The sequence below is a fragment of the Pseudotenacibaculum haliotis genome, from assembly GCF_042684245.1.
Taxonomy (GTDB): Bacteria; Bacteroidota; Bacteroidia; order Flavobacteriales; family Flavobacteriaceae; genus Polaribacter; species Polaribacter haliotis_A.
On the sequence record NZ_JBHULH010000004.1, the window covers coordinates 457,283 to 483,334 of the forward strand.

Genomic DNA, 26,052 nt, shown 5'->3' on the forward strand with positions numbered 1-26,052 from the left:
GTTCCCTCTCAGTTTATAATTCAATAAAAAATTTAATTGCGATCAATAAGATCGCCTAAATATTTTATTCAAGTTTTGAAGAGTACCCTCCACATCTTTTCAAAGAGAATACTTATTCTTTTTATTTCCCTCATAATTGGCAATACAATTAATGGGCAAACTGTGAGCGTTGACGATACTGGGTTTTCACCGCAACAGTTGGTAGATTTACTTTTGTCTACCTCTTGTGCTACCAATTCTAATATCAGTATATCTTCTAACCAGTCTGTTGCTTATTTTAACGGAAATGGGTCTGCATTTCCCATATCAGAAGGAATTATCATTCGCAGTGGTATTGCTACCAACACACAAGGTTTGTATACAGGGAGTAACCTAGATAGCCAAGTAACAACCAATGGGGATGCCGATTTACAAGCCATTAGCGATCAAACAGGACAATCGGCAACAATTACCGACGCTGCTTTCTTACAGTTCGATTTTGTGCCCTCTTCCACTAACTTTTCATTTAATTTCTTATTTGCTTCTAATGAATATGGAGAGTGGCAATGTGGTTTTAGTGATGTTTTTGCTTTTCTTTTAACAGATCTTACTACCGGACAAACCACAAACCTTGCTGTTATTCCCGGTACCTCTACTCCTATTTCAGTAAGAGACATAAGAGACAATCAATACAACTTATCTTGTAATTCTGTCAACCCGGAATTATTCAGTACCTACAATGTAAATGACCCTGCCAATTCAACACTAAATATGAGAGGTCATACCGTTGTTTTAAACGCATCTTCTGCGGTAACACCTAATACGCCATATAGAATTAAGTTGGTGATTGGTGATTACAATGATTCTGATTTTGATTCTGCTGTTTTTATTGAAGCCGGAAGTTTTGATACTACTTTAGATATCGGGCCTGATCAGGTTATCTGTGATGGAGATCAGCTTACTTTAGACTCTGGTTATACCAATACAGTTGATTTTAGCTACACTTGGAGTAGAAACGGAACTCCTATTGCCGGAGCAACAAACCCTAGTTATACAGTTACACAATCGGGCACTTATGAATTGGCTATTACCAATTTAAGTACAGGGTGTATACTTACAGACGAAGCTATTATATCGGATCTTATGGTTAATGACCCTAATGATCTTTTGGAATGTGATACAGGTAACCCAGTGACTTTCAACCTTACTTTGAACGATCATACGGTTTTAGGCCTTGACCCAACAGAATATGATATCTTTTATTACGATTCTTTGGCTAATGCCAATAATAACATTCCTATAGATAGTGCCCAGCTTACTGCCTATCCGGCTGTAGGTGGAGAAACTATTTATATGAGAGTACAAAATATTGCTACCGGGAATTTCTGTAATGCTATATTAGATTTTGATCTTTCTGTAACGGCTGTACAAGCTACCATGCCAAATGATTTTACTGTATGTGAATCAGATACATCTGTTGATATTACTGCCCAAGTAGAATCACAAATTTTGAATGGCTTAAACCCTGCAGATTATACTGTTGTTTATTTTACTTCAGAAAATGATGCTATTTTAAACAGTAATTTTATAGCAGACCCAACAGCTTTTCCATTACCGGGAGGTACTGCACCTATTGGTATTTGGGCTCGTTTGGTGGACAACACCAACCCCATTTGTTTTGATATTACCAACTTTACAATCAACATCAGTCCATCTCCTTTAGTTGATGATCTGCCAAATGTATATGTATGTACAGAATACACGTTACTTCCTCTAACAAATGGTAATTATTTTACAGGGCCTCAAGGAACCGGAACACAATTGAATGCCGGAGATTTGATTACCAATCAGATGGTCATCTATATCTATAATGAAAACGCCGAAGGTTGCTTTAGTGAAACCAGTTTTGTTGTTTTTATGGCTGATGAATATACAATAGCTACCGAGTATTGTGGTGAGTTTACTGTTCCTTCCTACCCAAATGCTCAGTTTTATACTGCTCCCGGTGGTCCGGGAGGAATCGGCACGGTTATTCCGGCTGGAACAGTTTTTACAAATGACGTGACTATCTACTTTTATGCTGAGCCCGATGGTACTTTTTGTGTAGAAACTCAATTTGATATTGTAGTGCACCCACTACCTATTGTAGAAGATAGAGATGATGTAGTTACTTGCGATTCTTATACTTTACCTCCTCTATTGAATGGAGAACGATATTTTACTGAAACCGGGGGAACCGGAACTGAGTTATTTCCCGGTGATGCTGTAACTTCCAGCCAAACTATTTTTTTATGGGGATTTAACCCTGTTACAACATGTACAAATGAAAGTTCTTTTGAGCTTACTGTAATTGATACTTCAGTTTTTCAAGATCTAGATGCTTGTGGTAGTTATACTATTCCTAATCAACCTTTAGGAGGTTACTTTACACAACCTATGGGAGGAGGAACTGCTATTCCGGCAGGAACCAACATTACCACTACTCAAACAGTATATTATTACGCTTCTGAAGTAACCACTGCTCCTAATTGTACAGACAATATAGAAATAGAAATTACGATCAACCCTATTCCTCCTGTGGATGAATTGGATGATATTTTGAGGTGTGAAGATGACCTTCCTACCCTACAACCTTTGATAAACGGACAATACTTTACTCAATCCGGAGGGCAAGGAACACAACTACTGCCAGGAGATGTAATCAGTTCTTCTCAAACCATTTACATCTACAATACAAATGCTTTTTGTGATGCTGAAAGTAGTTTTAATGTAGAGATCAGGCCATTTCCTCCTGTAGACAATTTTACAGACATCTTTAGTTGCGATCCTTATGTCTTACCTACTCTAACTAATGGGCAGTATTTTACACAGTCCGGAGGTCTAGGAACACAGCTAAATGCCGGTGAAGTTATTAATATTACACAAACTTTATACATCTATAATGAATATGCTGATCTGGCTGGATGTGTAAACGAAAATGTATTTACGATAAATATTTTAGGTGTTGAGGTTGATGAACCGGATGATGCAATAGCTTGTTTAACATATGAGTTACCTCCTTTAACTGTTGGGAACTATTTTACAGAATCCGGCGGACAAGGAACTCAACTAAATGCAGGTGATATTATTACTAGTACGCAAACCATTTATGTATATGCAGAGAATGGAGATCGTTTTTTATGTACTGATGAGCATCAATTTACAGTTACTATTTTTGAAGAGCCTACCTTACCTCCTTTGCCACATTTAGAAGGTTGTGAAAGCGTTACTCTGCCTACACTTGATGTTCCCGGTGTAACTGTAGAATACTACAGAAGACCTAACAGGGTTGATCTTATAGCTCCTTCAGATTACACGATTACTGCCTTAGGCTCTAGAATTATTTACGTCTATGCTTTTCAAGATGGAAACCCTGATTGTTTTACAGAAACTTTCTTTCAGGTTACTGTCTTTCCTCTTTTAGATTTAGAGATTGAAGGAGGTACTATTTGTGTTGATGCAGAGACCGGAGAAACACTCAACCCGCTTTTATTAGAATCAGGTCTAGATCCGGCCGAATTTACTGTAGATTGGTATTTGAATGGTACATTGGTAGGAACAGGTCCTAACCATAATGCCACAGAAGCAGGTACATATACTGTAGAAACAACCAAGTTAACTGTAGATGTAGGTCCTAATTGTAATTATAACCCTACAGAGGTTGTTGTGAACAGTTCTGCTCCAAGGTTTGAGATCAATTTCTTAACAGGTGTTTTTGAAGGCAATTCAACAGTAGAAATTCTCACCATAGATCCGGGATTGGGCTATTATGAGTTCTCATTAGACAATGGTCCTTTTCAAGAGTTTAATAGGTTTTATAATGTTCGTCCGGGTACACATACAATTACTGTAAGAGATCTTTCAGGCTTGTGTGGTAATTTTGTTTTTGAATTCATTGCACTTGATTATCCTAAATTCTTTACTCCAAACGATGATGGGATAAATGACACTTGGAATATCCACGATCTTAGAAACAATCCTGAAGCAACAATTAAGATCTTCAATCGATTAGGAAGACTCATTGCAGAGATCAAACCTGATGGTTTGGGCTGGAACGGTTTTAACAATAGCGGAAAGAAAGAAGCATCATCAGATTATTGGTTTGTGGTTAATTTTATGTACAACGGTGTACCAACAAAATTCAGAGGTCATTTTTCATTATTAAGAAGGTGATCAATTTTGTCGTTAATTTGAGAAAATACACCTAATTTTGCTGTCAAATTTTTAAGATGAAATTATTAAAGCGTATTGGTTATTATCTGATTGGAGTTTCTCTAGGAAGTATTATTGTTTTGTTTATCTGGAAAGGTAAAGATGTAGCATTTCCTTACGGGCCTGATGCAAGAACATTAAGCTCTATCAGAAAAAAGACGCTAACCTATTCTGAGAGTGCTAAAAACTCTATGAACGAATTTAAGATCGATACGACTTATATCAATGCTATTCTCTTAAACGGTGATGTGAAATTTGGAAAAAGCGAGCCTAGAAAAAAGCCTTGCGCCGAGTATTATATCACAGGAAAACACAACGAAAAACAAGTAGATTTCTATGTTATTCGTTGCGATTCTACTGCTACTGTTGATAAGGTTTGGTTAAAGAACTAACAGTTCTTATACTTATCATACAATCCTACATTATTTAAGATCATTGGGATGATCTTTTCCAATCTAGATTGCTTGGTTGCCTCTCTTTTTGCTTCTGAAATATGATCGGCGTATTCTCTTTTTTTACTTAGTGTGAAAGCTTCAAAATTCTCTTTGAGTTGTGAGTCATTATCTAATGCTTTTTGCAAAAGTTCCGGAATGATCAAAGGTTTCTTCTTTGGCTTAATTACTTTACCCTGATCTTTGTTCTCAATGGCTTCCAGCACATATTCCTTTATCAACTTTTCGTCAATTTCATCAATAGAATTAAATCTCCACTGCCTCATTGCCGAAGTCTTTCCTTCTTGTGCATTGATCAAAACTTTCTTTTCATCTTTTAATGTAGCTCCTTGAATAAACCACAATCCGAAATAGTTTTTAAATGCAGACATTCCAACGATATTCTTTCCTCCATTTGTATAAAAAGGAGATCCCCATTTTACTGTTTCTTCTACCGGAAGCTGATGCATGATGTTTCTGAGTGTGATTAACTCTTTACTCCAATCCGTTTTCTTCTCTATGTAAGCTGTTACTTTCTCGTTCATTTATGCTCCTGTATGTGGTGTACTAATCATCCATTGAATTCCAAACTTATCTACCAAGCTTCCAAATTTTCCTCCCCAAAATACATTCTGAAAAGGCATTGTGATCTCGGCTCCTTCTGATAAACCATTAAAAAACGCTTCTCCTTGCTCGTCACTATCTGATCCCATAGAAACATGGTAGGCATTTCCTTTTACTACAGGTTGATGAAATACATCTGATCCTTTTAATTCTGCACCATCACTGAACGAAAGTGTCATGTGCATAATCTTATCTTCAGTTCCTTCAGACATGTATTCCGGTGGTCCGTCTGAGTATCGCATGACTACAGAAAACTCTCCTCCAAAAACACTTTGGTAAAAATTCATTGCTTCTTCACAATTTCCATCAAATGATAGGTAAACATCGCATTTCATAGTTCTAAAATTTAAGTTTGCTTATAAAGTTACACAAATTAAGAGTTGGTTTGTAAATAATGATTTTTGATCTTATCTACATTCTTAATTGATTTCTCTATCCATTCATAATATAATTCTTCTCGCTCTTTTTCTGTTAATCTCCAATTCAATTCCGATTTTCTCAAGCGTGTCGTTAGGTTTTCCAAAATAATTGCAGCAGCAACAGAGATATTTAAACTCTCTGTAAATCCAACCATAGGAATCTTTAAAAAACCATCTGCATTCTCTTTTACATATTCAGAAACTCCTTCTTTTTCTACACCAAAAACAAAAGCAGATTTTTTGGAAATATCAAAATCGTGTAAATAACAGGAATCATTATGAGGTGTGGTTGCTATGATCTGATATCCCTTCTCTTTTAAGTCTTTAAAACAGTCTGCAGTATTGTTTGTGTCTTTTTTGTACCGATGAAAGGTTAGCCATTTTTGTGACCCTCTGGCAACATGTCTTGATACTTTACTGGAATATGTATTCTCAATAACGTGTAGATCTTGAACTCCAAAGATATCACAGCTTCTCACTACTGCACTTGAATTGTGTTCTTGATAAATATTCTCTAATACAACTGAAAAGTGACGTGTTCTTTCTGCTAAGACCTTTTGAAACAGGTTACGTCTTTTTTCCGTCACATATCCTTCTAAGTATTCCAGTAAATCTCCATTCATATTTTCTCTATTCTTCCTTTTTTACCAGCAAAAAAAATGCTTTCGCCAAGTTAAGATTTTCCCGCATTTTTAGGCTAATTCCATTCTTTTTTTATTTTTGATTCTAAACTCATCCATTATGAAGACATTCAAATCACTCATTTTCACGGCTTTTATTCTTATTTCTCAATTACAATACGCACAAATAAAAGTAGGTGGAAAAGCGGGTTTTAGTTTGGGAAACCTCTCAGAAAACAGTAGTAATTTATACAGTAAAGACTTTGAATCTATCACAGGATATGATTTTGGGGTTTTTACAGAGTTTTCTGTTTCAGACCAGTTTGCTGTACGTTTAGAAGTATTATCAACAAGAAAAGGAGGACGAAGAGATGGAATTCAACCTATTCCTTTAGAAGGGATACTTAGCAGTGGTCAGGATATTAACTTTTTAAATCAATTGGCTATACTTTCAGGAGGAACCACTATAACTGATCAAACTCCATTGTTTGCTAATTATAGTAATAAATCTGAATTGACGTATCTAGAAATCCCTCTCTTAGGAAGATACAGTTGGGGAAATCAGGAACGCTTTTATGTAGAAGCCGGACCTTATATTGGAATCTTGATTAAAGCAGAGCAAATTACAATAGGTAACAGTACTTTTTATGCAGATGAAGCAGGGAATTTACCTTTGATCATTCCCAATCCTCTTGGAGGAACTCCTTTTAGTTTCCCGGAGCAAACCTTTAGTGAACGAACTGATGTTATTGATAATCTTGAACGTACCAACTACGGGGTTCAGTTTGGACTTGGTTTTTTTCGAGATTATGACAATAAACACGAGATCTCTTTTGGTGTGAGAGCTACATATGGTTTTGTTCCTATTCAGAAAAATGAAACTTTTGGTAATAATAAAATAGGATCTATCACTTTTAATTTTTCATACGCTCGTATATTTGGAAAAAGTAATTAGATCTTAATTCACCCCCTACATATGAAGAAATTGGTTGTGCTCACTGGAGCAGGTATGAGTGCCGAAAGCGGCATTAAAACATTTAGAGATGCAGATGGTCTTTGGGAAGGTCATGATGTTATGGAAGTAGCAACTCCTGAAGGGTTTGACAGAAACCCTGAATTGGTATTAGAATTTTATAACCAACGTAGAAGGCAATTAAAAGAAGTTGATCCTAACCAAGGACATAAAAACTTAACCAAACTACAAGAACATTTCGATGTAGAGATCATTACTCAGAATGTAGATGACTTGCACGAAAGAGCCGGTAGTACTAAGGTATTACATCTTCATGGTGAATTAAGAAAAGTGAGAAGTACAATAAATACTTCGCTAATCTACGAATGGGAAGATGATCTAGTTCTTGGTAATACTTGTGAGAAAGGTTATCAATTACGTCCACACATTGTATGGTTTGGAGAAGATGTTCCTATGATAGAAAGAGCGGCAGAAAGTGTAGAAAAAGCAGATATTCTCGTAATTATAGGAACTTCTATGCAAGTGTATCCGGCTGCAGGTTTGATCAACTTTTGTCAACCCAACACTCCTATCTACTTTATTGATCCCAGACCAAACATTGAAGAGAGCTATTATAGAAATCTTACCGTTATTGAAGATACTGCAGTGGGCGGTACAGAAAAGTTACTTATGAAGTTAATCGATTAAAGTATTCAAACAATTCTCCTTTAGATATTTGACTTCCCTTTTCTATCAAGTCAAAAACTTCAGGATTTCTTTCGCCTGCATACTTTTTTTCTCCTTTAAAATACTCTACAGTTGTGTCTTTAGGGTTTTTAAGCAACCACTCATAGCCTTCTTGACTTAAAAGGTTGATATCTTTTTGTACTTGTACTACAATTCTGGAAACAGACTCTTTATCGGTTTTAAACAGATTCCAAGAGTTTGGAGAAAAGTGTTCTAAGTATTGAACTTTATTCAAAACATCTTCCCATACTAAATCGCTAAAAAGGTTTAACTCTTCTTCTGCTAATGTTGGATTCTCTTCTTTGATCTTTTTCCATTCATTTACATCTATTTTCTGAGTTGCCAAAAATTGCGCAAACTCATGATGTAATGATTCAAATTGCTCTTTGGTAAGTTGTCTGTATTTCATAATTGGGTAAAAAAAATCCCGCCTAAAAAGGCGGGACAAATATCATCATTTCAAATAGATTTAGAAAATATATCTAATTCCAATTTGAGCTTGCCATCTAGACAAAAGATTTGAATTTACTGTAAATGTATCAGTTAAATTAGGATCAAATGTATAGGTTGGTGTTAATGTATTAGGATCTACTGTTACTCCTACTGGTTGTAAGTTTCTTGGTTGTTCTACCAATCCCCAATCTGAGCTGATTAAGTTTCCTACGTTTAAAACATCTAAACTTAATTGTAGTGTGTTTGTTCCTGTTACTCTGATGTCTTGTAAGATCTTAAGATCCCAACGTCCTCTCCACGGTGCTAAGGCTCCGTAACGCTCAACATACTGCCCTCTTCTTCCGCTTAAGTAATCGTCTTGTGCGATATAAGCATTGAAAGCCTCTGCTTGTCCTGGCCCTGAGAATTGCATTTGACCAATCTCAGTTGTTGTTGGTACGTATAAAAGGTCATTTAAGTTAGAACCATCTCCGTTGATGTCTCCACCATACGTGTAGTTAAATCTTCCTCCTCTTGCATACTCAAAGAATGTAGTAATAGTAGTTGGTGCATTTTCTCCAAAGAACGAGAATTTCTTAGATGCCACACCAATAACTCTATGCGTATCACCATATCTCGAGTGAGAAAGCACATCGTTATTTGCATTTCCAACAACCGGGTTAAAAGCAAAAGCATCACCTGTAATCTCAGCTTCAATAGAGTTTACATCTTTAGAGTTTAAGTAACTATAAGCCACGTTTGCGTACAATCCGTTATCAAAAGTCTTTTCAACTTTTGTAGAGAAGTTATATGTTCTTCCTTTATCTGAGTTTGTAAATACGTAAGCATTGTTAATTACATCAGTTGGCAAATAGTATTCTCTGTTATCTACTCCTGATAATCTCCCTGAAGGTGTTGTTAATCCCCAGTTTTGTACGTGAGCTCCATTGATGTCTTTTGTATAAGCAACATCAGCAGTAATTACATAACCAGACTCTAATTTATAGTCAGCTCCAATATTTGTTCTCCAAACTTGTGGAAATTTGAAATCAGGGTCTACCATTTGTAAGAAGAATACATTTGGGTTTGCAATTTGGTTTCCAATCCATACGAAAGGTAATCTACCGGTAAATAATCCTGACCCTCCTCTTAATTGGAAGGTTTGATCTCCTCTTACATCCCAGTTGAAACCAACTCTTGGAGAGATTAACCACTCGTTTGTAGGAAGGTCTCTTGTATCTAACAATACAGTTTCTCCGGTATTTGGATTTACGTAAGGAATATCAAAAGCGGTACAACAAGCTAAATCTATAACTTCTTGTGCTTTTTGAGCAGAATCGAAGTACATAGGCTTATCAAAACGCACACCGTATGTCAATTTGAAATCATCATTTACTTCCCATTCATCTTGTAAATAGAAAGCTAACTGCCCTACATTTGTTTCTGCTAAAGCAAATCCTCCTGCAGTTCCTTCCGGATTTCCAGAAAGCGCAGCGTGAGTAGCAATTGCAGCATCGAACTGAGCTTGGTAGTTAGCTACTAAAGCAGCTTCAGCCGCAGGGTTTCCAACGGTATTTCTAAAGTCGTTGATATCTCCAGAAGGGAAGAAAACTCCTTGTGCTCCATAAACTCCTAAGTTAAAAGAGTTGTCAAACATAAATTTCTCGAAAGAGAAACCAACTGTGATTGTATGATCTCCTTGGTAGAAGTTCATATTGTTTGTCAATTGAATTACTTTCTGATCTAATTTATTGTTGATAGAGAATGGCTCGTGTCCTGCAATGATGTAGTTAGCTCCATTGTTTTGAATGGTAATAGAAGGTGCCGGTGTAGACAACGCATTTCTAAAGTCATCAAAATGAGTATATCCAATTTGGAATTTATTGGTTGTTGTTTCATTGAAGGTAGAGTTAAGTTCCATTAAGAACGAGTCTAGGTTATTGTTGATCTCGTACCCTGCATTTTCAAATTGTAAAATTGAAGCGTTAGGCCCTCTAAATCCTAATGCAGTTGGGTGTGCAGGCTTTTCTTTTGAAGCTCTTAAGAAGTTGTAAATAAACGCTAATCTGTGCTTCTTATTAATGTTCCAATCAAACTTCAAGATACCTTTTGTAGATTCGGCACCAAATGTAAAGCCTTCATAAGCTCCCGGGTTGTAGGTGTTTCCTCCTCCTATGTCTACTTGAGATAAAATGTTTGCTACCAAATCTAAATCAGAAGCTAAAACGCTAGATTCATTAATAGCTCCTGTTCCTCTGTTTGGTAAGAAAGCAGAACCTAACTCAGTAACATCATCTTTTTCAAAGTTTGCAAATACAAATAATTTATCTTTAATGATAGGTCCTCCAACACTAGCTCCGTATTGGTTTTGCGTTAATTTAGGTTTGAACACATCTTGACCTCTAATCTTACCTCCTGTTAGATCTTCATTTCTAAAGAATCCATAAACAGTTCCTGCCCATGTGTTTGTTCCACTTTTTGTTACGGCATTTACCGAAGCTCCTGTAAATCCTGATAATGTTACATCATAAGGCGCTACAGAAACAGACACCTGATCAATTGCATCCAAAGAAATTGGTTGTGCATTTGTTTGCCCTCCAGGAGTTGCAGCATCTAATCCAAATGGGTTGTTAAAGATAGAACCATCTAAAGAAAAGTTGTTAAACTGATCGTTTCTACCTCCAAAAGAACCATTACTTGCAGTAGGTTCTAATCTGGTAAAATCAGCTTGTGATCTCGAAATGGTAGGTAATGTTTTTAATTGTTGAGAACTGATACTCGTTTGAGCTCCAGTTCTGTCATTATTAAAGATTTTACTTTTAGACGAAGTAATTACGATCTCATCTAATTTTGTTCCTTCTTCAGCTAGTTTTGCGTCAACATTTGTTGTTTTTCCTAAAACTAGGAAGATACTGTTAACTTCTTGAGAAGCGTACCCTAAGTAACTGAATGTTACTTTGTATGGCCCACCTACTCTTAAGTTAGGTACGGTATACTTACCGTTCTCTTGAGTGATTGTACCGGAAACAGTTCCTGTTGGTACGTGTAAGACAACTACGTTAGCACCAAATAATGCTTCCCCCTTGTCGTCAGTTACCGTTCCTTTGATCTTTGAAGTTGTTACCTGAGCATTGGCAACAACACCAACAAAAAAAAGAAAAGTAAAAAGTGATAATAATTTTTTTACCATCATATAAAGTTTATGTTAATGTCTACCAAATTTAACGCATAAAGAAAGCCCACGCTAGGCGTGGGCTTTCTATTTATTAACATGAAGTTAACAAGTATCTTACTTCTCAGCTACTACTTCAAAAGTAATATCTACAATAACATCTCTGTGTAATCTTACAGAAGCATTGTATTTTCCTAATCTTTTTACAGAACCTCCAACAACTTTGATAAATTTCTTGTCGATCTCTGTACCAGATTTAGCAATTGCTTCAGCAACATTAATGTTGTTTACAGATCCAAATAATTTGTCTCCAGTTCCAACCTTAGATGCAATCTTAATTTCTAATCCTTTGATTGCTTCAGCTAACTTGTTAGCATCCTCAACCAATTTAGCTTCTTTAAAGGCTCTTTGCTTTAAGTTTTCAGCTAATACTTTCTTTGCAGAAGAAGTAGCTAAAACAGCATATCCTTGAGGAATTAAGTAGTTTCTTCCATAACCGTTCTTAACAGTTACCACGTCGTCCTTAAATCCTAAATTTTCTACGTCTTGTTTTAATATCAATTCCATAATTCTACTTCTTTAATTATTTCAACATATCACCAACGTATGGCATTAATGCTAAATGACGTGCTCTTTTAATAGCTTGCGCCACTTTACGTTGGTATTTTAATGAAGTTCCTGTTAAACGTCTTGGTAAAATTTTACCTTGCTCGTTTACTAAGTACATTAAGAAGTCAGCATCTTTGTAATCGATATACTTGATACCGTTCTTTTTAAAACGACAGTACTTCGCTTCTTTTTTAGTTTCGATGTCAAGCGGAGTCAAGTATCTTACTTCACCTTGCTTGTTTCCTTTTGCTTGTTGTTCAATAGATGATGCCATGTCTTACTTTTTTTCTGATTTAACACGTTCTCTTCTTTTCTCAGCCCAAGCTGCAGCATGCTTGTCTAACTTTACAGTTAAATAACGCATAACGCTGTCATCTCTTCTGAATTCTAACTCGAATGACGAAATAGCTTCTCCAGCTACTTTGTACTCAAATAAGTGATAAAAACCACTTTTCTTCTTTTGGATTGGGTAAGCTAATTTTTTTAGACCCCAGTCCTCTTTAGAAATCATTTCGGCACCTCTAGAAACCAAATAGTCCTCAAACTTTTGTACTGTTTCCTTTATCTGAGTATCAGATAAAACGGGATTCAAAATGAAAACAGTTTCGTAATGATTCATAATAGTTATTAATTAATGTTTATTTTGAGGCAGCAAATATAGTGACTTTTTTAATTCTGACAATGCATAATTTGAGTAGAAAACGAATATTTGTAAGTATTAGAGTTTAGACCGCTTTTGCTTTTAGAATAAAGACAGGGTCTTCTGAAAATCAAAATCTTAAGTCAAAAAAGATTAGGCTCGTATAAAAATCAAAATAAGTAAACACTTAACTCTAAAAATCTAAGAGTCTTTCATCTAAATATCTGATATAAAAACAAAAGGAATCAAAAAGCATATTTTCTTGATTCCCAGTGTTTTTATTTACAAGTAATTATTACTTAACAGGCGTTACTGTATATCCTGCTTTTCTAAGTAATAAGATCACTCCATTTTTTCCTGCCAAATGCCCTGCTCCTACACCAAAGAATGTAGGTTTTTCTTTTGCGTACACTCCAATCTTAGAGATCCAATTTTTATTTCTGTTGTCAAGGAGTATATTTTGGTAATCTGACGTTACTTCAGAACTCTCTTCCGACATCATGTCTAGCATAGCTTCGATATTCTCTTCCTTGTATATTTTCAACATCTTTTTGATAGTCTCTTTCTCATGTGCCAGATTATCTTTTGCTGTTTTAATCAAATCCTTTACTTGAACATCATAAGGGATATCATCAAATACTTGCAATTGATCTTCTACAGTTTCTAAACCTTTGATCTCTTCTTTTTGTTTTTGAGCTACTTTCATGAGTTCAAGCTCAAAAGATTGCATCGGGCAATCGATCATTTTAGGGTAAAAAGCTGCTAATAAAAAGAAAGGTTTTACATTTTGCATCAAGGATACAGACATTCCTAAATGTTCTTTAAATAACTTATCAATCGTTTGAAAATCTTCTTCTGAGACTAGGTCTTTTAATGTCTTTCCTTCTTTCATTGCCATTCCTTGCATCATTTTTCCTTGCATTGTTGGATCGTCCATATCTATTTCAAGAACTAGCTGATCTGTTTGATCTAGAGCTTCTTTTACTTTATCGCTAAGAGTAGCATCGCAGGTTACGTGAATAGTCCCAAACAAATAAGAAGGTTTTTCTAATCCTTTTCCGGTAATCTTCCACAAGGTTGTGCTTTCTAGTTTCTGTCCGAATGCCGTTGAGACAGTGATCAACAAAAAGGCTATAATGGCTGTAATTTTTTTCATAATGACTTCAAAAATTTAATTCGAGTTATCAGTAGTTCAAATTTTGAATTTGTTACAAAAAAAATGAAGTGAGCATAAAAAAACCGAATCAAACGATTCGGTTTCAGTTTTATTAGTCTAGGTCAAATCTGACTCCCATAGAAATGTTTCGGGTTTCGGTTCCCTTAAACAAAGGATTCAGATCGTATTTTAGATACAGTCCGCAACTTCTGTAAGCAAAGTAAGTACTGATACCGTAGTTGTAAATGTTGGTGTTAAAACTTCCTTTCTGTAGTTCTTCTACTTTTGTTCCTGAAGCATTTCTGTATTCTAAGTACTGTCGAGTTCCTAATTTGAATCCTGCGAATCCACCTATTCCAAATCGGAATGATCTGTTTCTGTAATCTCTAAACGTTCCATCATCATATTTTCTGTCTCTTGAGAAATCGAATTCTAAATGCAATGGAAAGATCATTTGTACATGCCTTAGCCTACTTTCTGATGTAGAGAACGGAAATACTTCTAAGTTTGTTTGCTGACCGTTTACTACGTGATATTGGTTTCCGTCAGGTCTTAGATTGTTCCATAAGAATGATAGTCCGTACTTCAAATAAGTTTTTGATGCTTCTTTTTGCAATCTGTATTTGAACGTAAATCCTACTTCATAGAATCTCGATTTCCAAAACTTATATGGGTTTCCTTCTAAAGACGATAATTTATGATCTACCAGAACATTGTTTACTCCCATAGCAAAGACAAACTGACTGGTAGTTCTGCGAGTCCACCTTCTTTGCCAACGTCTTTTTCTTCGTTCCTGACGATCGTAATAATCTTCGTCTGTTAATCGAAGCTGAAAGGTTCTACTTCCTATAGAGAAGGTACTTTCTTCATAGTATCTGTCTTCTCCCAGAATCTTACCGTCTACTTTATCCTGAACCAATTGCTGCAATTTTCTTTCTTGAACAGCTACCAAATATTCAATTCGCTTTGCATGGTATTGAGCTGCTTCTCTTTTTAATTCATCAGCTTTGGTTTTAGAGATCTTCCCGTCTTCTAACTGAAGATTGATCTCTTTGACTTTCATTTTTAATGAGTCCTTTTGTTGTTTGGTGATTCTATCGATCTTCTTTGAGATTCGTTTCACCTCACTTTCAAAGGTTCTTTCTTGCGCCATGGCAATAGTTGTACAAAACAACACTAGTATGATTAGTATTCTTTTCATCTTAATTCTCTTCTAAATTTTGTTTAATTAATTGTTTCTGTTCGCAATGGCGGTAGCTACACCTGAAACTCTTTTTTTGATGAATTGATAAAAATTATTCTGAAAGCTTTCTTCATTGACATCTCGTTCTACTTCTGCCAAAATTGTTTTGGGATCGATTTGTAAGCTTGATTTTTTTAATTGCTTTTCTATGGCTAGTAAAACTTCTTGTCTGTCTATTTTGTATTTCTTGTAATATGCTCTAATATCTTCTCTTGTATTGGTAACAGAGAATAACAATGCTTCACTGTCTACAGAAATACTATTGGTATTAATTTTCTTTGTTTCTGAGTTGATTGTATTGGTTTTATCCTTAGAAAGGTCTGCAACAACAGTTTTATCATCATTAACAATCTCTTTGATTGTTTTTTGTACATCCGAAAGCTTCTCTGTTTTCTCTAACTTCACTTTTGGCTTTTCTTGTTGTGCTATAACCGTTTTAGGATCTGTAATTGTTTTCTTAAACGTTGGTACTACCTTCTTCTGAACTCCTTTTTCTTTCTTCTGTTCTTCAACACTCTCTACCTTGTTCTCTACAATCGCATCATTCTCAACAGGTAATGTATTGAACTCCTTGGTTTTGTCAATTTTTGGTTCTTCTACTGTTTCTTCTACAATCACATTCTCAGGAATGTCTGATTCATTTTGATCTTTCTTCTGTAAAATGAAGAACAAAGAAACAATCAATGCAATAGATGCTGCATATCCTATATATAAAAACCAATTTTTCTTTTTCTTTTCTTCAACAGCATCTAGTTGAGCTGATAAACGCTCCCATGCAGATGCGGATGGTTGAATTTCTCTGTGCTGCAATTTTTCTCTAATCTCTCTATCCAAATTATTTTCCATCGTTACTACGTATCTGATTCATCTTTCTATAATTCTCCTGCAACCATTTTCTGGCTTTGAACAATTGCGATTTCGAAGTACTTACAGTGATTCCCAATTCCTCAGCAATCTCTGCGTGCTTAAATCCTTCAATAGCATATAAATTAAATACCACTTTATATCCTTCCGGTAATTGATCTATAAGCTTTTGTATATCTTCAACAGATGTATTCTCTAAACTTTCTGTTGCGTGGTCATTGTAAACATATTCTTCGTCAGTGGTTCTGATCGGATTTTTTTTTCGCAAGTACGATAAACAGGTGTTTACCATAATTCTACGAATCCATCCTTCAAAACTACCTTCGTGTTTGAACTTGTGTAAGTGGGTAAATACTTTTAAAAATCCAGACAGCATCAATTCTTCTGCGTGATGATTATCCTTTACATACTGTCTGCAGACACCCAGCATCTTAGGTGAGAACTCATCAAAGATACTTTGCTGAGCTTCCCTGTTCTGTTGAATCGCTTTCTTAATGATCGATTTTTGCGATGTATGTAATGGAATAATTTTCAATCCAGATATATTGTTTTTACCGCCTTACAAATATAGAGACTACAAGTCTACAAAAAGGGTTGTATCTGTATGCATATTTTTTTTATTAGTTTAGCTATCATATTGAAATCAAAACTTTTGTCTCTATGAAAAAACCAAACACTTCCAGAAGAAAATTTATCAAGAACTCACTATTAGTAGGTGTTGGGTTGCCTCTCATAAGTCAAGGTTTGTATTCTTGTGTTAGCAATTCTCATTCCAAAAAATTAAACATTCTTATCTTAGGAGGAACCAGTTTTTTGGGACCACACCAAATAGCTTATGCTCTTGAAAGAGGGCATTCTGTGAGTATTTTTACTAGAGGGAAAACAAAACCGAAGATTCATACTGAGGCTTTTGATAAAGTAGAACATTTGATCGGAGACCGAGAAGACAACTTAAAAGCATTAGAAAACAGAAGTTGGGATGTGGTAATCGATAACTCCGGAAGACGCGTACATTGGACAGAAAAAACAGCTAAATTGTTAAAAGACACTTGTGGTTTGTACTTGTATATCTCATCAACAGGAGTCTTTTTCCCTTATGAGAAAGGAGATTTAAAAGAAACAGATAAAGTGCTTTTAAAAACTCCCGAAGATGCTGCTGAAGGTGGTGTGAAAATGAGTTATGACTACGGAGTGATGAAAGCCAATTCTGAAGTAGCTGCCAAAAAAATCTTTGGAGAAGACAGATCTATTATTGTAAGACCAACCTATATGTATGGTCCCGGTGATAGAACTGACCGCTTTTTGCATTGGTCGTTACGACTGCCTAAAGGTGGTGATGTAATGGTGCCCGGAAAGCAAGACGATCCTGTTCAATTTATTGATGTTAGAGATATTGCTGAGTTTTGTATACATCTTGCAGAAAACAAATCGGCAGGAACATACAATGGAGCGGGTCCATCAGAATCTATGACCATCGCTGGTTTTGCCAACAAAGCGAAAACCACTTTCAAGAATGAAGTTAATTTAATTCATGTAGATGACGAGAATTTCCTAAAAGAGAATAACATCTACTATATCTTACCTTGGATGTTACCAGACGAATACAACTACGGTTCTGCTAGAGTAAACAATCAAAAAGCCAAAGAAAAAGGCTTGAAGTTTAGAGATATTCAAACTTCATTAAAAGATATTCACGATTGGTGGTATTCTGATGCAGTAAGCGAGGAAAGACGTTTACGTGTAGCTGAAAATGCCAATTCTCCATTGAATAGAGAGACTGCTATTTTACAGAAATGGAAAGCTTTTAAAGAGCAATCTTAATACGCATCTACATCAATAATAAAACGGATGGGCCTAAAATCTGCAACCGCTTGAAACGTGTTTTTGATCTTATTGATCTGCTGTTTGGTTTTTCCTAAAGATTGTTTTGGTGGAATCTTGACCACCAGGTTTTTGATGTACTGATTTCGTATTCTGGAAACAGCCGGAGCAGAAGGCCCCAATACATGCTCATGAAAGATATTTTGTAAAGCTTTGGCCATCCAATTGATTCCTGCATCTACTTTCTGGTAATCTTTGTGTTTTAATGTAATCTTGATCAAACGATAATACGGTGGATAATGAAACTGCCAACGATCTTGTAATTGCTCTTTATACATTGCTGTATAATCTGTAGTAGATACTTGTTGTAAGATCTGATGATACGGATTGTAGGTTTGAATCATTACCCTTCCTCTTTTTTGTGAACGTCCTGCCCTACCCGATACTTGCACCATTAGTTGAAATGCACGTTCATGGGCTCTAAAATCAGGAAAATTTAACATAGTATCAGCATTCAAAATTCCTACTAATGAAACATTATCAAAATCCAGTCCTTTAGAAAGCATTTGTGTTCCTACCAAAATATCGATCTCACGTGCTTCAAAAGCTCCAATGATCTTTTGATATCCATATTTCCCACGAGTAGTGTCTAAGTCCATTCTTCCTATTACGTGATCCGGGAAGAGTTCTTTTAATTCCAGTTCTATTTGTTCAGTTCCAAAGCCTTTTGTATCCAATTGATTGCTTCCGCAGGCTCCACAACTGTTAGGCATGGCACGCTGATAGTTACAATAATGACATCGTAACTCGTTCTTGAACTTATGAAATGTTAAGCTTACATCGCAATTTGGGCATTGCGGAGAAACACCACAGGTTTTACATTCTACAATAGGTGAAAAACCACGACGGTTTTGAAATAGAATTACTTGTTCTTTTTCATCTAACGCTTCTCGAATTTGCTTTAACAACACATCAGAAAAGTGTCCGTTCATTTCACGTTTGCGATGTTTTTCTTTGATATCTACCAATTCAATAGTAGGTAATTGCACATTACCAAAACGTCGTTTTAGCTCTACAAACCCGTATTTATTCTCTTGTGCATTAAAATAGCTTTCTAAAGACGGCGTAGCAGAACCCAATAAGATCTTAGATTTGTGCATATGTGCCAGTACAATGGCTGCATCGCGTGCGTTGTATCTTGGTGATGGCTCAAACTGTTTGTAGGAGGTTTCATGCTCTTCATCAACTACAATGAGTCCTAGGTTAGAAAATGGCAAAAATATTGATGAGCGTGCTCCTAAAATAATCTGTGCTTTGGGTTTGTAGTCCAACACATTATTCCACACTTCTACTCTTTCGTTGATCGAGTACTTGGAATGGAATACAGAAATCTGATTTCCAAAGTAATTCTGCAATCGTGTAATGATCTGAGTGGTCAACGCAATTTCCGGCAGTAAAAACAGCACTTGCTTTCCTGAGTCTAAAACTTCCTGAATGAGCTTGGTATATACTTCTGTTTTCCCGGAACTGGTTATTCCATGAATCAAGGTTACATCTTTCTCTTCAAATGATGTTTTGATCTCTTCTAAGGCTTTCTCTTGATACTCATTTAATTCCTTAAGAGCATTGGTATCGCCTTGATATGAAATACGATCTGTTTGAATATGATAAAATTCAAATATCTCTTTATCTACTAAAGCTTTAATTACAGCTGCTGAAACTTCGGATTTTTCTTCTAAATCCTTTGCTTTGATAGGCTTCTTACTAGTTGTAAGTTGAAAATAGCTCAATACAGCTTCACGCTGCTTTTTTGCACGAGACAGTTCCTCTAATAGGGGTTCTAAATAACTCTCATCATTGTATTGAGCACTTAATCGTACATATTTTACCAGTTTGGGTTTATACTGCTCGTAGATCTCTTCTTTGATATAAATCGCAGCCTTTTGAATCAATTCATTGATAATGGGCAGTACTTTCTTCTTTCCAAGTATATCTGAGATTTGAAATACAGTTAATTGAGACTGATGTTGTAATGCTTCAAAGATCAAAAACTCTTCATCATCCAATATCTCTTCATTTTGAAATGCTTGGTTCTTATAAATAACCGTTTCACTTTCCAATAAGAATGCTGATGGTAAAGCTGCTCTGTACACATCACCTAAAGCGCACATGTAGTAATTAGAAATCCATTCCCAATGTTTCAACTGTTGTTCATTTACAATGGGTTTTTCATCTAGAATTTGAAGGATTTCTTTGGCCTCATACAATTCAGGTGGGTTTTGATGAATTCTAAAAACCAATCCGGTATACATTTTGGTTTTTCCGAAAGAAACAGCTACTCGCATTCCTCTTTTCAGAAACTCATACTCGGCTTCTGTTACCGAATAGGTAAAGGTTTTCTGGATGGGAATGGGTAATATGAGATCTATAAAGTGCTGCAAAAGTTTTGTCAAAATAAAATGTCATTCCGAAATGAGCCTTTCAACTGCCTCACAAGACAGGCTAAAGCTTCAGCGACACGCGTGCGCTCGAAATGACAGTTAGCATTCAAAACTACTGAATTTTCACTACATTGTAGCATCAAATCAACTAAACCAAAAAATCATGAGAAGGATATCATTTTTGCTGATGTTCTTATTCAGCCTAACAGCCTTTACTCAAACTGATTCCGGTGATCTGGAAGTTTATTTAAATAACATTATTTCTAATATGCCCGGTGATTCGGGAGACGATTATACAATTCCCAGCAATGCACAATTAACATCTTGGGAAAACTGTATTACCAACTTACTTTCCGGTGATCTAACTACTGCCAGAACGCATGCAGATGCTGTAAACTATGAGATTGTTTTATATACAGATACAGCTTTTTCTCCTAGTACTAATAATTATTATGTTTTAAAAGAAAAAAGCAGCCCTACAAATTATTGGGGAACTTATGTATTCATTCAAGGAGGAGGTTCTAATGAAATGGTGCTGCAAGCTCCGCATTCTGATCACGATTTCAATACAGGAAAGCAAGCCATTTATTCTTTTGTAAGACTACAAAATTTCGCTTTGTTCTTAAACGGAACACATCGTTGTAATCACAGTCAAGCATCTACTTGTAGCGGAACAACCTCTGTATGTAGTGGTTCTTCGGAAGCTTTTAAAGTTTCGGATCTGGCTCATAATACCAATTCTGTTTTTCAAAAAACCACTGAGGTTATATACAATACTTATGCAACTTCTGTTTTTGTACAGCTACACGGGTTTACCAAGCTGGCTTCAGATCCTTATGTGATCTTGAGTAATGGAACAGATCAAATGCCTTCAGGAACTGATTATGCTGTAGAATTAAAGAATGCTTTATCTAATGAAGATGCTACCTTGACTTTTCAAATTGCTCATATAGACAATTGGACGCGCTTGGTTGGCTTTACCAATACACAAGGAAGGTATATCAATCAAAGTGCAAATGTGTGTAATCTTTCGGCTACAAGTGCTACAGGTCGATTTGTACATGTAGAACAAGAAAAAACAAAATTGCGTGATGATGCAACGGGTTGGGAGAAATTGCATCAGGCATTAAATTCTGTTTTTACAGGAACAGTAAGTGTTGAAGATGTGGTTAAAATTGATTTTAAAAGTGAGAACCCTTTTCAAAATTCTATAGAGTTTTCTGCTGAAGGTGTAAAGCGTGTTGCTCTTTATTCCTTAATTGGAAAAGAAGTCTATAGTGAGATCAATACAACAAATATTACTGATTTTAGTATTGATACACATTCACTTACTCATGGTATTTATATTTTAAAAGTGACTACTGATCAAGGAGTGGCTTCTAAAAAACTGATACGTGAATAGTGCTTCGATTAGGCTCAACAACCAAAAAGTAAATTCAATTTATGATGAAAAGTAGTGATTGGAAAAAGCTAGGAACGCTTCGTTCTGTAAAGAGTCATCAGCTTTTTGTCATTGATACAGATAAGATGAGGAAGCTTTTAGCCATGCATCATGAAGAAGCTCGGAAAGAACTTCCTACGATGGTATTTTTACATGGCTACCCTACTTCTACTTTCGATTATTACAAAGTTTTTGAAGAACTCTCTATTCATTATCGACTGGTAATGCATGATCACTTAGGTTTTGGTTTTTCTGACAAATCTACAGACTATTCTTATTCTTTGATAGAGCAAGCTGATATGGCTTTGGCTCTATGGAAAGATCTGGGACTTAAGAAAGTAATCCTATTTGCACATGATTACGGAACTTCTGTGGCAACTGAGATCTTGGCTCGTGACAATGCCAATGAATTGGATATTGAAATAGAAAAATTAATTCTCTGCAATGGTAGTATGCATATCGAATTATCACAATTACGTACCATTCAGAAACTCTTAAAGCATCCTTTCTGGGGAAAATATGTAGCGAAGTTGACCAACTACCCTATTTTCAAGAAAAATCTTCGTAACGTTTATTATGATAAGTCGAAAGTAACTGATGAAGAACTAAAAAGTATGTGGTATCAAATCGAATATAACAACGGTCGAAAGGTGATCCATAAACTGAGTCAGTATATCAATGAACGTTATGAATATTGGGATAGATGGATTGGTGCTTTAAAAGTCACACAAATTCCAACAAAGATTGTTTGGGCTCAAAACGATCCTGTGGCTGTGGCTGCAATTGCCGAATTATTAACTACTGAAATTCCGAACAACGAATTGTTTTGGGTTGAACATACGGGGCATTTTCCAATGTTGGAGAATCCTGAAGAATGGATAAAACATATTGTACCATGAGAAAAATATTGATTTTAATGGCTTTTTTCACATTAGTCAACACTTATAGTCAAAGCAGAAAAAATATTGAAGATAGTGGAGATGTTATTCAAATTATATTGCCTTCGGCTGCAGGGCTTTCTACATTAATTTGGAATGATGATAGCAAACCTATTTGGCAATTTGCCAAAGCTTACGGATTGTCTTTCCTAACTACCTATAGTTTTAAAAGAATTATAAACAAGAGACGCCCAAATGGAGGAATTCATGCTTTTCCTTCAGGACATACTTCTACTTCATTTACAGGTGCTGCCTTTTTAGAAAGACGCTTTGGTTGGAAAGTGGGAATTCCTGCTTATATATTGGCGGGATATGTGGGTTGGACACGTATTCACGCAAAAAAGCACGATGGTTGGGATGTTTTTGCCGGAGCCATAGTGGGTATTGGTAGCTCTTATTTATTTGCAAAACCCTACCAAAAACGATCGGTTGATGTTACATTTCAGAAAAACTCTGAAGGAACGAGTGTAGGTCTTCTTTATTCCTTCTGATCGTTGATCACTTTCTTTATTTTTCGAGAACCTTCGTATAATTCATACTTTACAAAACGACAATCTAAATCGGCATTCTTCAAAGGAATTCGCTTAGAAGTACGCAAGCCAACATGTTTTAAGGCACCCATATCTGAAGTAATGATCCACGCAGTAGAATTTGGATAGTTATGTTTTAAAGTGTCTCCTATCTTTCTATAAAACTCTTCTACATCAATATTCAAACGCTCTCCATAAGGTGGATTGAATAAGATGGTGGTGTTACCAAATACTTCTTTGGTAGAATTGAAAAAATTGACATGATGCACACCTATAAACTCTTCTAAATTGGCATTGATAATGTTCTGTTTGGCTTTTCTTACCGCAGATGGTGCCTTATCGAATCCCATAATCTTAAAATGAGAGCTCTTGATCTTTTTTAATAAAGAGTCTTGAATGATAAAATACAAGTCTTCATCATAGTCTTTCCAGTTCTCAAAAGCAAAGTGCTTACGATTGATATTGGCAGGAATATGATTGGCAATCATAGCAGCTTCTATCAAAATGGTTCCGGAACCACACATCGGATCAATAAAGTTCTCATCTCCTGTATAACCGGACAATAAAACCAGTCCTGCAGCCAGTACTTCATTAATTGGAGCAATATTCGTTGCGCTTCTATATCCTCTTTTGTGTAAAGATTCTCCTGAAGAGTCTAACGAAATGGTACACCAATCTTTTTGAATGTGTACGTGTATTTTTACATCAGGGTATTTCAAATCTACATTAGGACGCTTGCTGTATTTATGGCGAAAATAATCTGCAATGGCGTCTTTAGATTTTAAAGAGATATAGTGTGAATTGGATGTGAAATTTTTAGAGTTTACAACTGCACCAATAGCAAAGGTTCCATTTACATCTAAATATTTTTCCCATTTGATCTTCTGAATGGCTTCGTACAAATCTTCTTCGTCGTAGATTTTACAGGTTTTAATGGGTTTTAAGATACGAATGGCAGTACGCAAAGCTATATTGGCTTTGTATAAAAAACCTTTGTCTCCACGAAAAGAAACGCTTCTGATAGATTCTTTAATATCTTTTGCTCCTAGTTTTAGTAATTCATCTGCCAACACACCTTCTAATCCTTTCAAGGTGGTAGCCGTCATTTTAAAATCCTGATTCATGTACTGTGATTTGCTCTGCAAAAGTACATTTAAAAAGAAGAAAAGCGAGGGCTGAATGCATAAATGCGTTGTTTGTAAATATATTTACGCTTTTGTTATTGAAATTTCATTGCATGTTTCATTTTAACATCTGTAAGAAAAGCGTAATTTTGCGTACTTACATCTATGGAAAAAACAGACTGGTTTACATCTTGGTTCAATACTCCGTACTATCATATTCTATACAAACATAGAAATGAGCAGGATGCACAGCTGTTTATGCAAAACATTACTCAGTTTCTAAAGTTGCCTAAAGAGTCTCATATTGTTGATCTGCCTTGCGGAAAGGGACGTCATTCTGTGTACTTGAATTCTTTAGGATACCAAGTAACAGGCGGAGACTTGTCTGAGAACAGTATTGCATTTGCCAAGCAATTTGAAAACGATCGACTAAAGTTCAAAGTAAAAGATATGCGTCAGTCGTTTACGCATCAGTATGATGCTGTTTTTAATTTGTTTACGAGTTTTGGTTATTTTGATAGTGATGCGGATGAGATCTTAGTATTGCAAAACATGAAGAATGGTTTGAGTAAACATGGTGTACTGGTCTTGGATTTTCTGAATGTTGTGTATGTTAAGGATCATTTGGTTCAAAAAGAGATCAAAACAGTGGATGGAATTGATTTTCATATTGAGCGTGAGATCAAAGATGGTTTTATCTTAAAACATATTTCTTTTTCTGACAAGGGTGTTGATCATTCATATACGGAACAGGTAAAGTATTTGGACTTGGCTAAGTTTCAAGAGTATTTTGCTGCTGCGGGATTGGAGATACAACATGTATTTGGCGATTATCAACTCTCGGAATACAATGAACAAATGTCTGACCGATTAATTCTAGTTGCCCAATGATACATTTGTTTTTAATAGGATCGGTAGTACTTGGAATTCTGTTAGTGTTTGCTTTAAAGCCTAACAAACAGATTACGCAACTGCTTTTGGCATTTAGTGGGGCTTACCTCCTATCGGTAACTATCATGCATTTGTTACCGGATGTATACGGACATGCTGAGGATACAAAAATGATTGGTATCTGTATTCTTGCCGGTATTATACTTCAATCGGTTTTAGAATCTCTGTCTAAAGGCGCAGAACACGGGCATATTCATATGCATACGGATGGAAGTACTTTTCCTACGGTCCTATTTGTGAGTTTGAGTTTGCATGCTTTTTCTGAAGGATTGCCTATTCACCATGCTGGAGAGAATTTGTTATGGGCAATTGTGGTGCACAAGGTTCCGATTGCAGTGGTATTGACTTCTTTCTTGGTGACTGCCAAGTTCTCTAAAACCAAGATCATCATCTTCTTATCTGTCTTTGCTTTGATGAGTCCGTTGGGTGTTTTACTCTCTGAGCAGATGGAGGTCTTTGAAGATTACATCATGGAAATCACGGCTGTGATCATTGGTGTCTTCTTACACATTTCTACTATTATCTTATTTGAAAGTACAGAGAATCACAAATTCAATTTAAAGAAGTTCTTAGCGATTTTATTAGGTGTTTTGCTGACTATCTTTACTTTGTAAAAACTCTCCTTACTTCTTACTTCTTTCTCTTTCTTTAAAACAACTACCTACTG

General features: G+C 35.7%; 24 protein-coding genes. 10 read left to right on the forward strand and 14 right to left on the reverse strand.

Translation table 11 applies throughout. From position 1 onward, the window contains the following. Positions 1-162 precede the first annotated feature (162 nt). On the forward strand, positions 163-4,191 hold the full coding sequence (locus ACFSRZ_RS10125) for a T9SS type B sorting domain-containing protein (protein ID WP_379666438.1): 4,029 nt from the start codon (positions 163-165) through the stop codon (positions 4,189-4,191). 56 nt (positions 4,192-4,247) lie between these two features. After that, the gene (locus ACFSRZ_RS10130) at positions 4,248-4,622 is read left to right on the forward strand and encodes a DUF4258 domain-containing protein (RefSeq protein ID WP_379666439.1); all 375 of its coding nucleotides are present in this window, start codon (positions 4,248-4,250) and stop codon (positions 4,620-4,622) included. On the opposite strand, the gene ACFSRZ_RS10135 is transcribed toward ACFSRZ_RS10130, so the two are convergent. The 3 genes from ACFSRZ_RS10135 to ACFSRZ_RS10145 are packed head-to-tail and all read right to left on the reverse strand — an operon-like array spanning position 4,619 to position 6,327. Next, a complete protein-coding gene (locus ACFSRZ_RS10135) occupies positions 4,619-5,206 on the reverse strand; it encodes a YdeI/OmpD-associated family protein (RefSeq protein WP_379666440.1) in 588 nt (195 codons plus the stop codon). The two genes, ACFSRZ_RS10130 and ACFSRZ_RS10135, sit on opposite strands and share 4 nt — an antisense overlap. After that, positions 5,207-5,620 carry a VOC family protein gene (locus ACFSRZ_RS10140; RefSeq protein ID WP_379666441.1) on the reverse strand — a complete coding sequence of 138 codons (414 nt, stop codon included), beginning with the start codon at positions 5,618-5,620 and terminating at the stop codon, positions 5,207-5,209. It lies immediately after the preceding gene. 38 nt (positions 5,621-5,658) lie between these two features. After that, positions 5,659-6,327 carry a TrmH family RNA methyltransferase gene (locus ACFSRZ_RS10145; RefSeq protein WP_379666442.1) on the reverse strand — a complete coding sequence of 223 codons (669 nt, stop codon included), beginning with the start codon at positions 6,325-6,327 and terminating at the stop codon, positions 5,659-5,661. 118 nt (positions 6,328-6,445) lie between these two features. On the opposite strand from ACFSRZ_RS10145, the gene ACFSRZ_RS10150 reads away from it, so the two are divergent. Further along, complete coding sequence (locus ACFSRZ_RS10150) at positions 6,446-7,279, forward strand: outer membrane beta-barrel protein (RefSeq protein ID WP_379666443.1); 834 nt, start codon at positions 6,446-6,448, stop codon at positions 7,277-7,279. 21 nt (positions 7,280-7,300) lie between these two features. Next, positions 7,301-7,984 carry an SIR2 family NAD-dependent protein deacylase gene (locus tag ACFSRZ_RS10155; RefSeq protein WP_379666444.1) on the forward strand — a complete coding sequence of 228 codons (684 nt, stop codon included), beginning with the start codon at positions 7,301-7,303 and terminating at the stop codon, positions 7,982-7,984. Here the strand turns inward: ACFSRZ_RS10155 and ACFSRZ_RS10160 are convergent. The 9 genes from ACFSRZ_RS10160 to ACFSRZ_RS10200 form a co-directional block, all read right to left on the reverse strand. Then, complete coding sequence (locus tag ACFSRZ_RS10160) at positions 7,965-8,432, reverse strand: DUF6495 family protein (RefSeq protein ID WP_379666445.1); 468 nt, start codon at positions 8,430-8,432, stop codon at positions 7,965-7,967. The genes ACFSRZ_RS10155 and ACFSRZ_RS10160 overlap by 20 nt on opposite strands. Before the next feature lie 60 nt (positions 8,433-8,492). Then, positions 8,493-11,645 (reverse strand): TonB-dependent receptor, encoded by a 3,153-nt coding sequence (locus ACFSRZ_RS10165; RefSeq protein ID WP_379666765.1) that lies wholly within the window; start codon positions 11,643-11,645, stop codon positions 8,493-8,495. A 99-nt stretch (positions 11,646-11,744) separates the two neighbouring features. After that, positions 11,745-12,194 (reverse strand): 50S ribosomal protein L9, encoded by a 450-nt coding sequence (gene rplI / locus ACFSRZ_RS10170; RefSeq protein ID WP_379666446.1) that lies wholly within the window; start codon positions 12,192-12,194, stop codon positions 11,745-11,747. Positions 12,195-12,210: 16 nt separating this feature from the next. Then, positions 12,211-12,510 (reverse strand): 30S ribosomal protein S18, encoded by a 300-nt coding sequence (gene rpsR, locus ACFSRZ_RS10175; protein ID WP_379666447.1) that lies wholly within the window; start codon positions 12,508-12,510, stop codon positions 12,211-12,213. 3 nt (positions 12,511-12,513) lie between these two features. Beyond that, a complete protein-coding gene (gene rpsF, locus ACFSRZ_RS10180; protein ID WP_379666448.1) occupies positions 12,514-12,855 on the reverse strand; it encodes a 30S ribosomal protein S6 in 342 nt (113 codons plus the stop codon). A 316-nt stretch (positions 12,856-13,171) separates the two neighbouring features. Next, positions 13,172-14,032, reverse strand: a complete 861-nt coding sequence (locus tag ACFSRZ_RS10185; RefSeq protein ID WP_379666449.1) for a TraB/GumN family protein — start codon at positions 14,030-14,032, stop codon at positions 13,172-13,174. Between the two features lie 112 nt (positions 14,033-14,144). Further along, the gene (locus ACFSRZ_RS10190) at positions 14,145-15,233 is read right to left on the reverse strand and encodes a hypothetical protein (protein ID WP_379666450.1); all 1,089 of its coding nucleotides are present in this window, start codon (positions 15,231-15,233) and stop codon (positions 14,145-14,147) included. Between the two features lie 27 nt (positions 15,234-15,260). Further along, a complete protein-coding gene (locus ACFSRZ_RS10195; RefSeq protein ID WP_379666451.1) occupies positions 15,261-16,121 on the reverse strand; it encodes a hypothetical protein in 861 nt (286 codons plus the stop codon). Further along, a complete protein-coding gene (locus ACFSRZ_RS10200) occupies positions 16,111-16,674 on the reverse strand; it encodes an RNA polymerase sigma factor (RefSeq protein WP_379666452.1) in 564 nt (187 codons plus the stop codon). Before ACFSRZ_RS10200 ends, ACFSRZ_RS10195 begins: the two co-directional genes overlap by 11 nt. 125 nt (positions 16,675-16,799) lie before the next feature. Here ACFSRZ_RS10200 and ACFSRZ_RS10205 point away from each other — a divergent pair, with 125 nt between their 5' ends. Next, on the forward strand, positions 16,800-17,960 hold the full coding sequence (locus tag ACFSRZ_RS10205) for an NAD-dependent epimerase/dehydratase family protein (protein WP_379666453.1): 1,161 nt from the start codon (positions 16,800-16,802) through the stop codon (positions 17,958-17,960). Here the strand turns inward: ACFSRZ_RS10205 and priA are convergent. Continuing rightward, positions 17,957-20,401 (reverse strand): replication restart helicase PriA, encoded by a 2,445-nt coding sequence (gene priA, locus ACFSRZ_RS10210; protein ID WP_379666766.1) that lies wholly within the window; start codon positions 20,399-20,401, stop codon positions 17,957-17,959. The genes ACFSRZ_RS10205 and priA overlap by 4 nt on opposite strands. Before the next feature lie 163 nt (positions 20,402-20,564). Between priA and ACFSRZ_RS10215 the strand changes: the two genes are divergently transcribed. The 3 genes from ACFSRZ_RS10215 to ACFSRZ_RS10225 are packed head-to-tail and all read left to right on the forward strand — an operon-like array spanning position 20,565 to position 23,271. After that, positions 20,565-21,803: a T9SS type A sorting domain-containing protein gene (locus ACFSRZ_RS10215; protein ID WP_379666454.1), complete on the forward strand. Its 1,239-nt coding sequence runs from the start codon at positions 20,565-20,567 to the stop codon at positions 21,801-21,803. Between the two features lie 41 nt (positions 21,804-21,844). Beyond that, positions 21,845-22,741: an alpha/beta fold hydrolase gene (locus tag ACFSRZ_RS10220; RefSeq protein WP_379666455.1), complete on the forward strand. Its 897-nt coding sequence runs from the start codon at positions 21,845-21,847 to the stop codon at positions 22,739-22,741. Continuing rightward, a complete protein-coding gene (locus ACFSRZ_RS10225; protein WP_379666456.1) occupies positions 22,738-23,271 on the forward strand; it encodes a phosphatase PAP2 family protein in 534 nt (177 codons plus the stop codon). The genes ACFSRZ_RS10220 and ACFSRZ_RS10225 overlap by 4 nt, the downstream gene beginning before the upstream one ends. Here the strand turns inward: ACFSRZ_RS10225 and ACFSRZ_RS10230 are convergent. Next, positions 23,259-24,434, reverse strand: coding sequence for a THUMP domain-containing class I SAM-dependent RNA methyltransferase (locus ACFSRZ_RS10230; protein ID WP_379666457.1), 1,176 nt, complete (start codon positions 24,432-24,434; stop codon positions 23,259-23,261). The genes ACFSRZ_RS10225 and ACFSRZ_RS10230 overlap by 13 nt on opposite strands. 165 nt (positions 24,435-24,599) lie before the next feature. Between ACFSRZ_RS10230 and ACFSRZ_RS10235 the strand changes: the two genes are divergently transcribed. Further along, entirely contained in the window at positions 24,600-25,325 is a 726-nt protein-coding gene (locus ACFSRZ_RS10235) for a class I SAM-dependent methyltransferase (RefSeq protein WP_379666458.1), read from the forward strand. After that, positions 25,322-25,999, forward strand: coding sequence for a ZIP family metal transporter (locus tag ACFSRZ_RS10240; RefSeq protein WP_379666459.1), 678 nt, complete (start codon positions 25,322-25,324; stop codon positions 25,997-25,999). Before ACFSRZ_RS10235 ends, ACFSRZ_RS10240 begins: the two co-directional genes overlap by 4 nt. Positions 26,000-26,052: the final 53 nt, after the last annotated feature.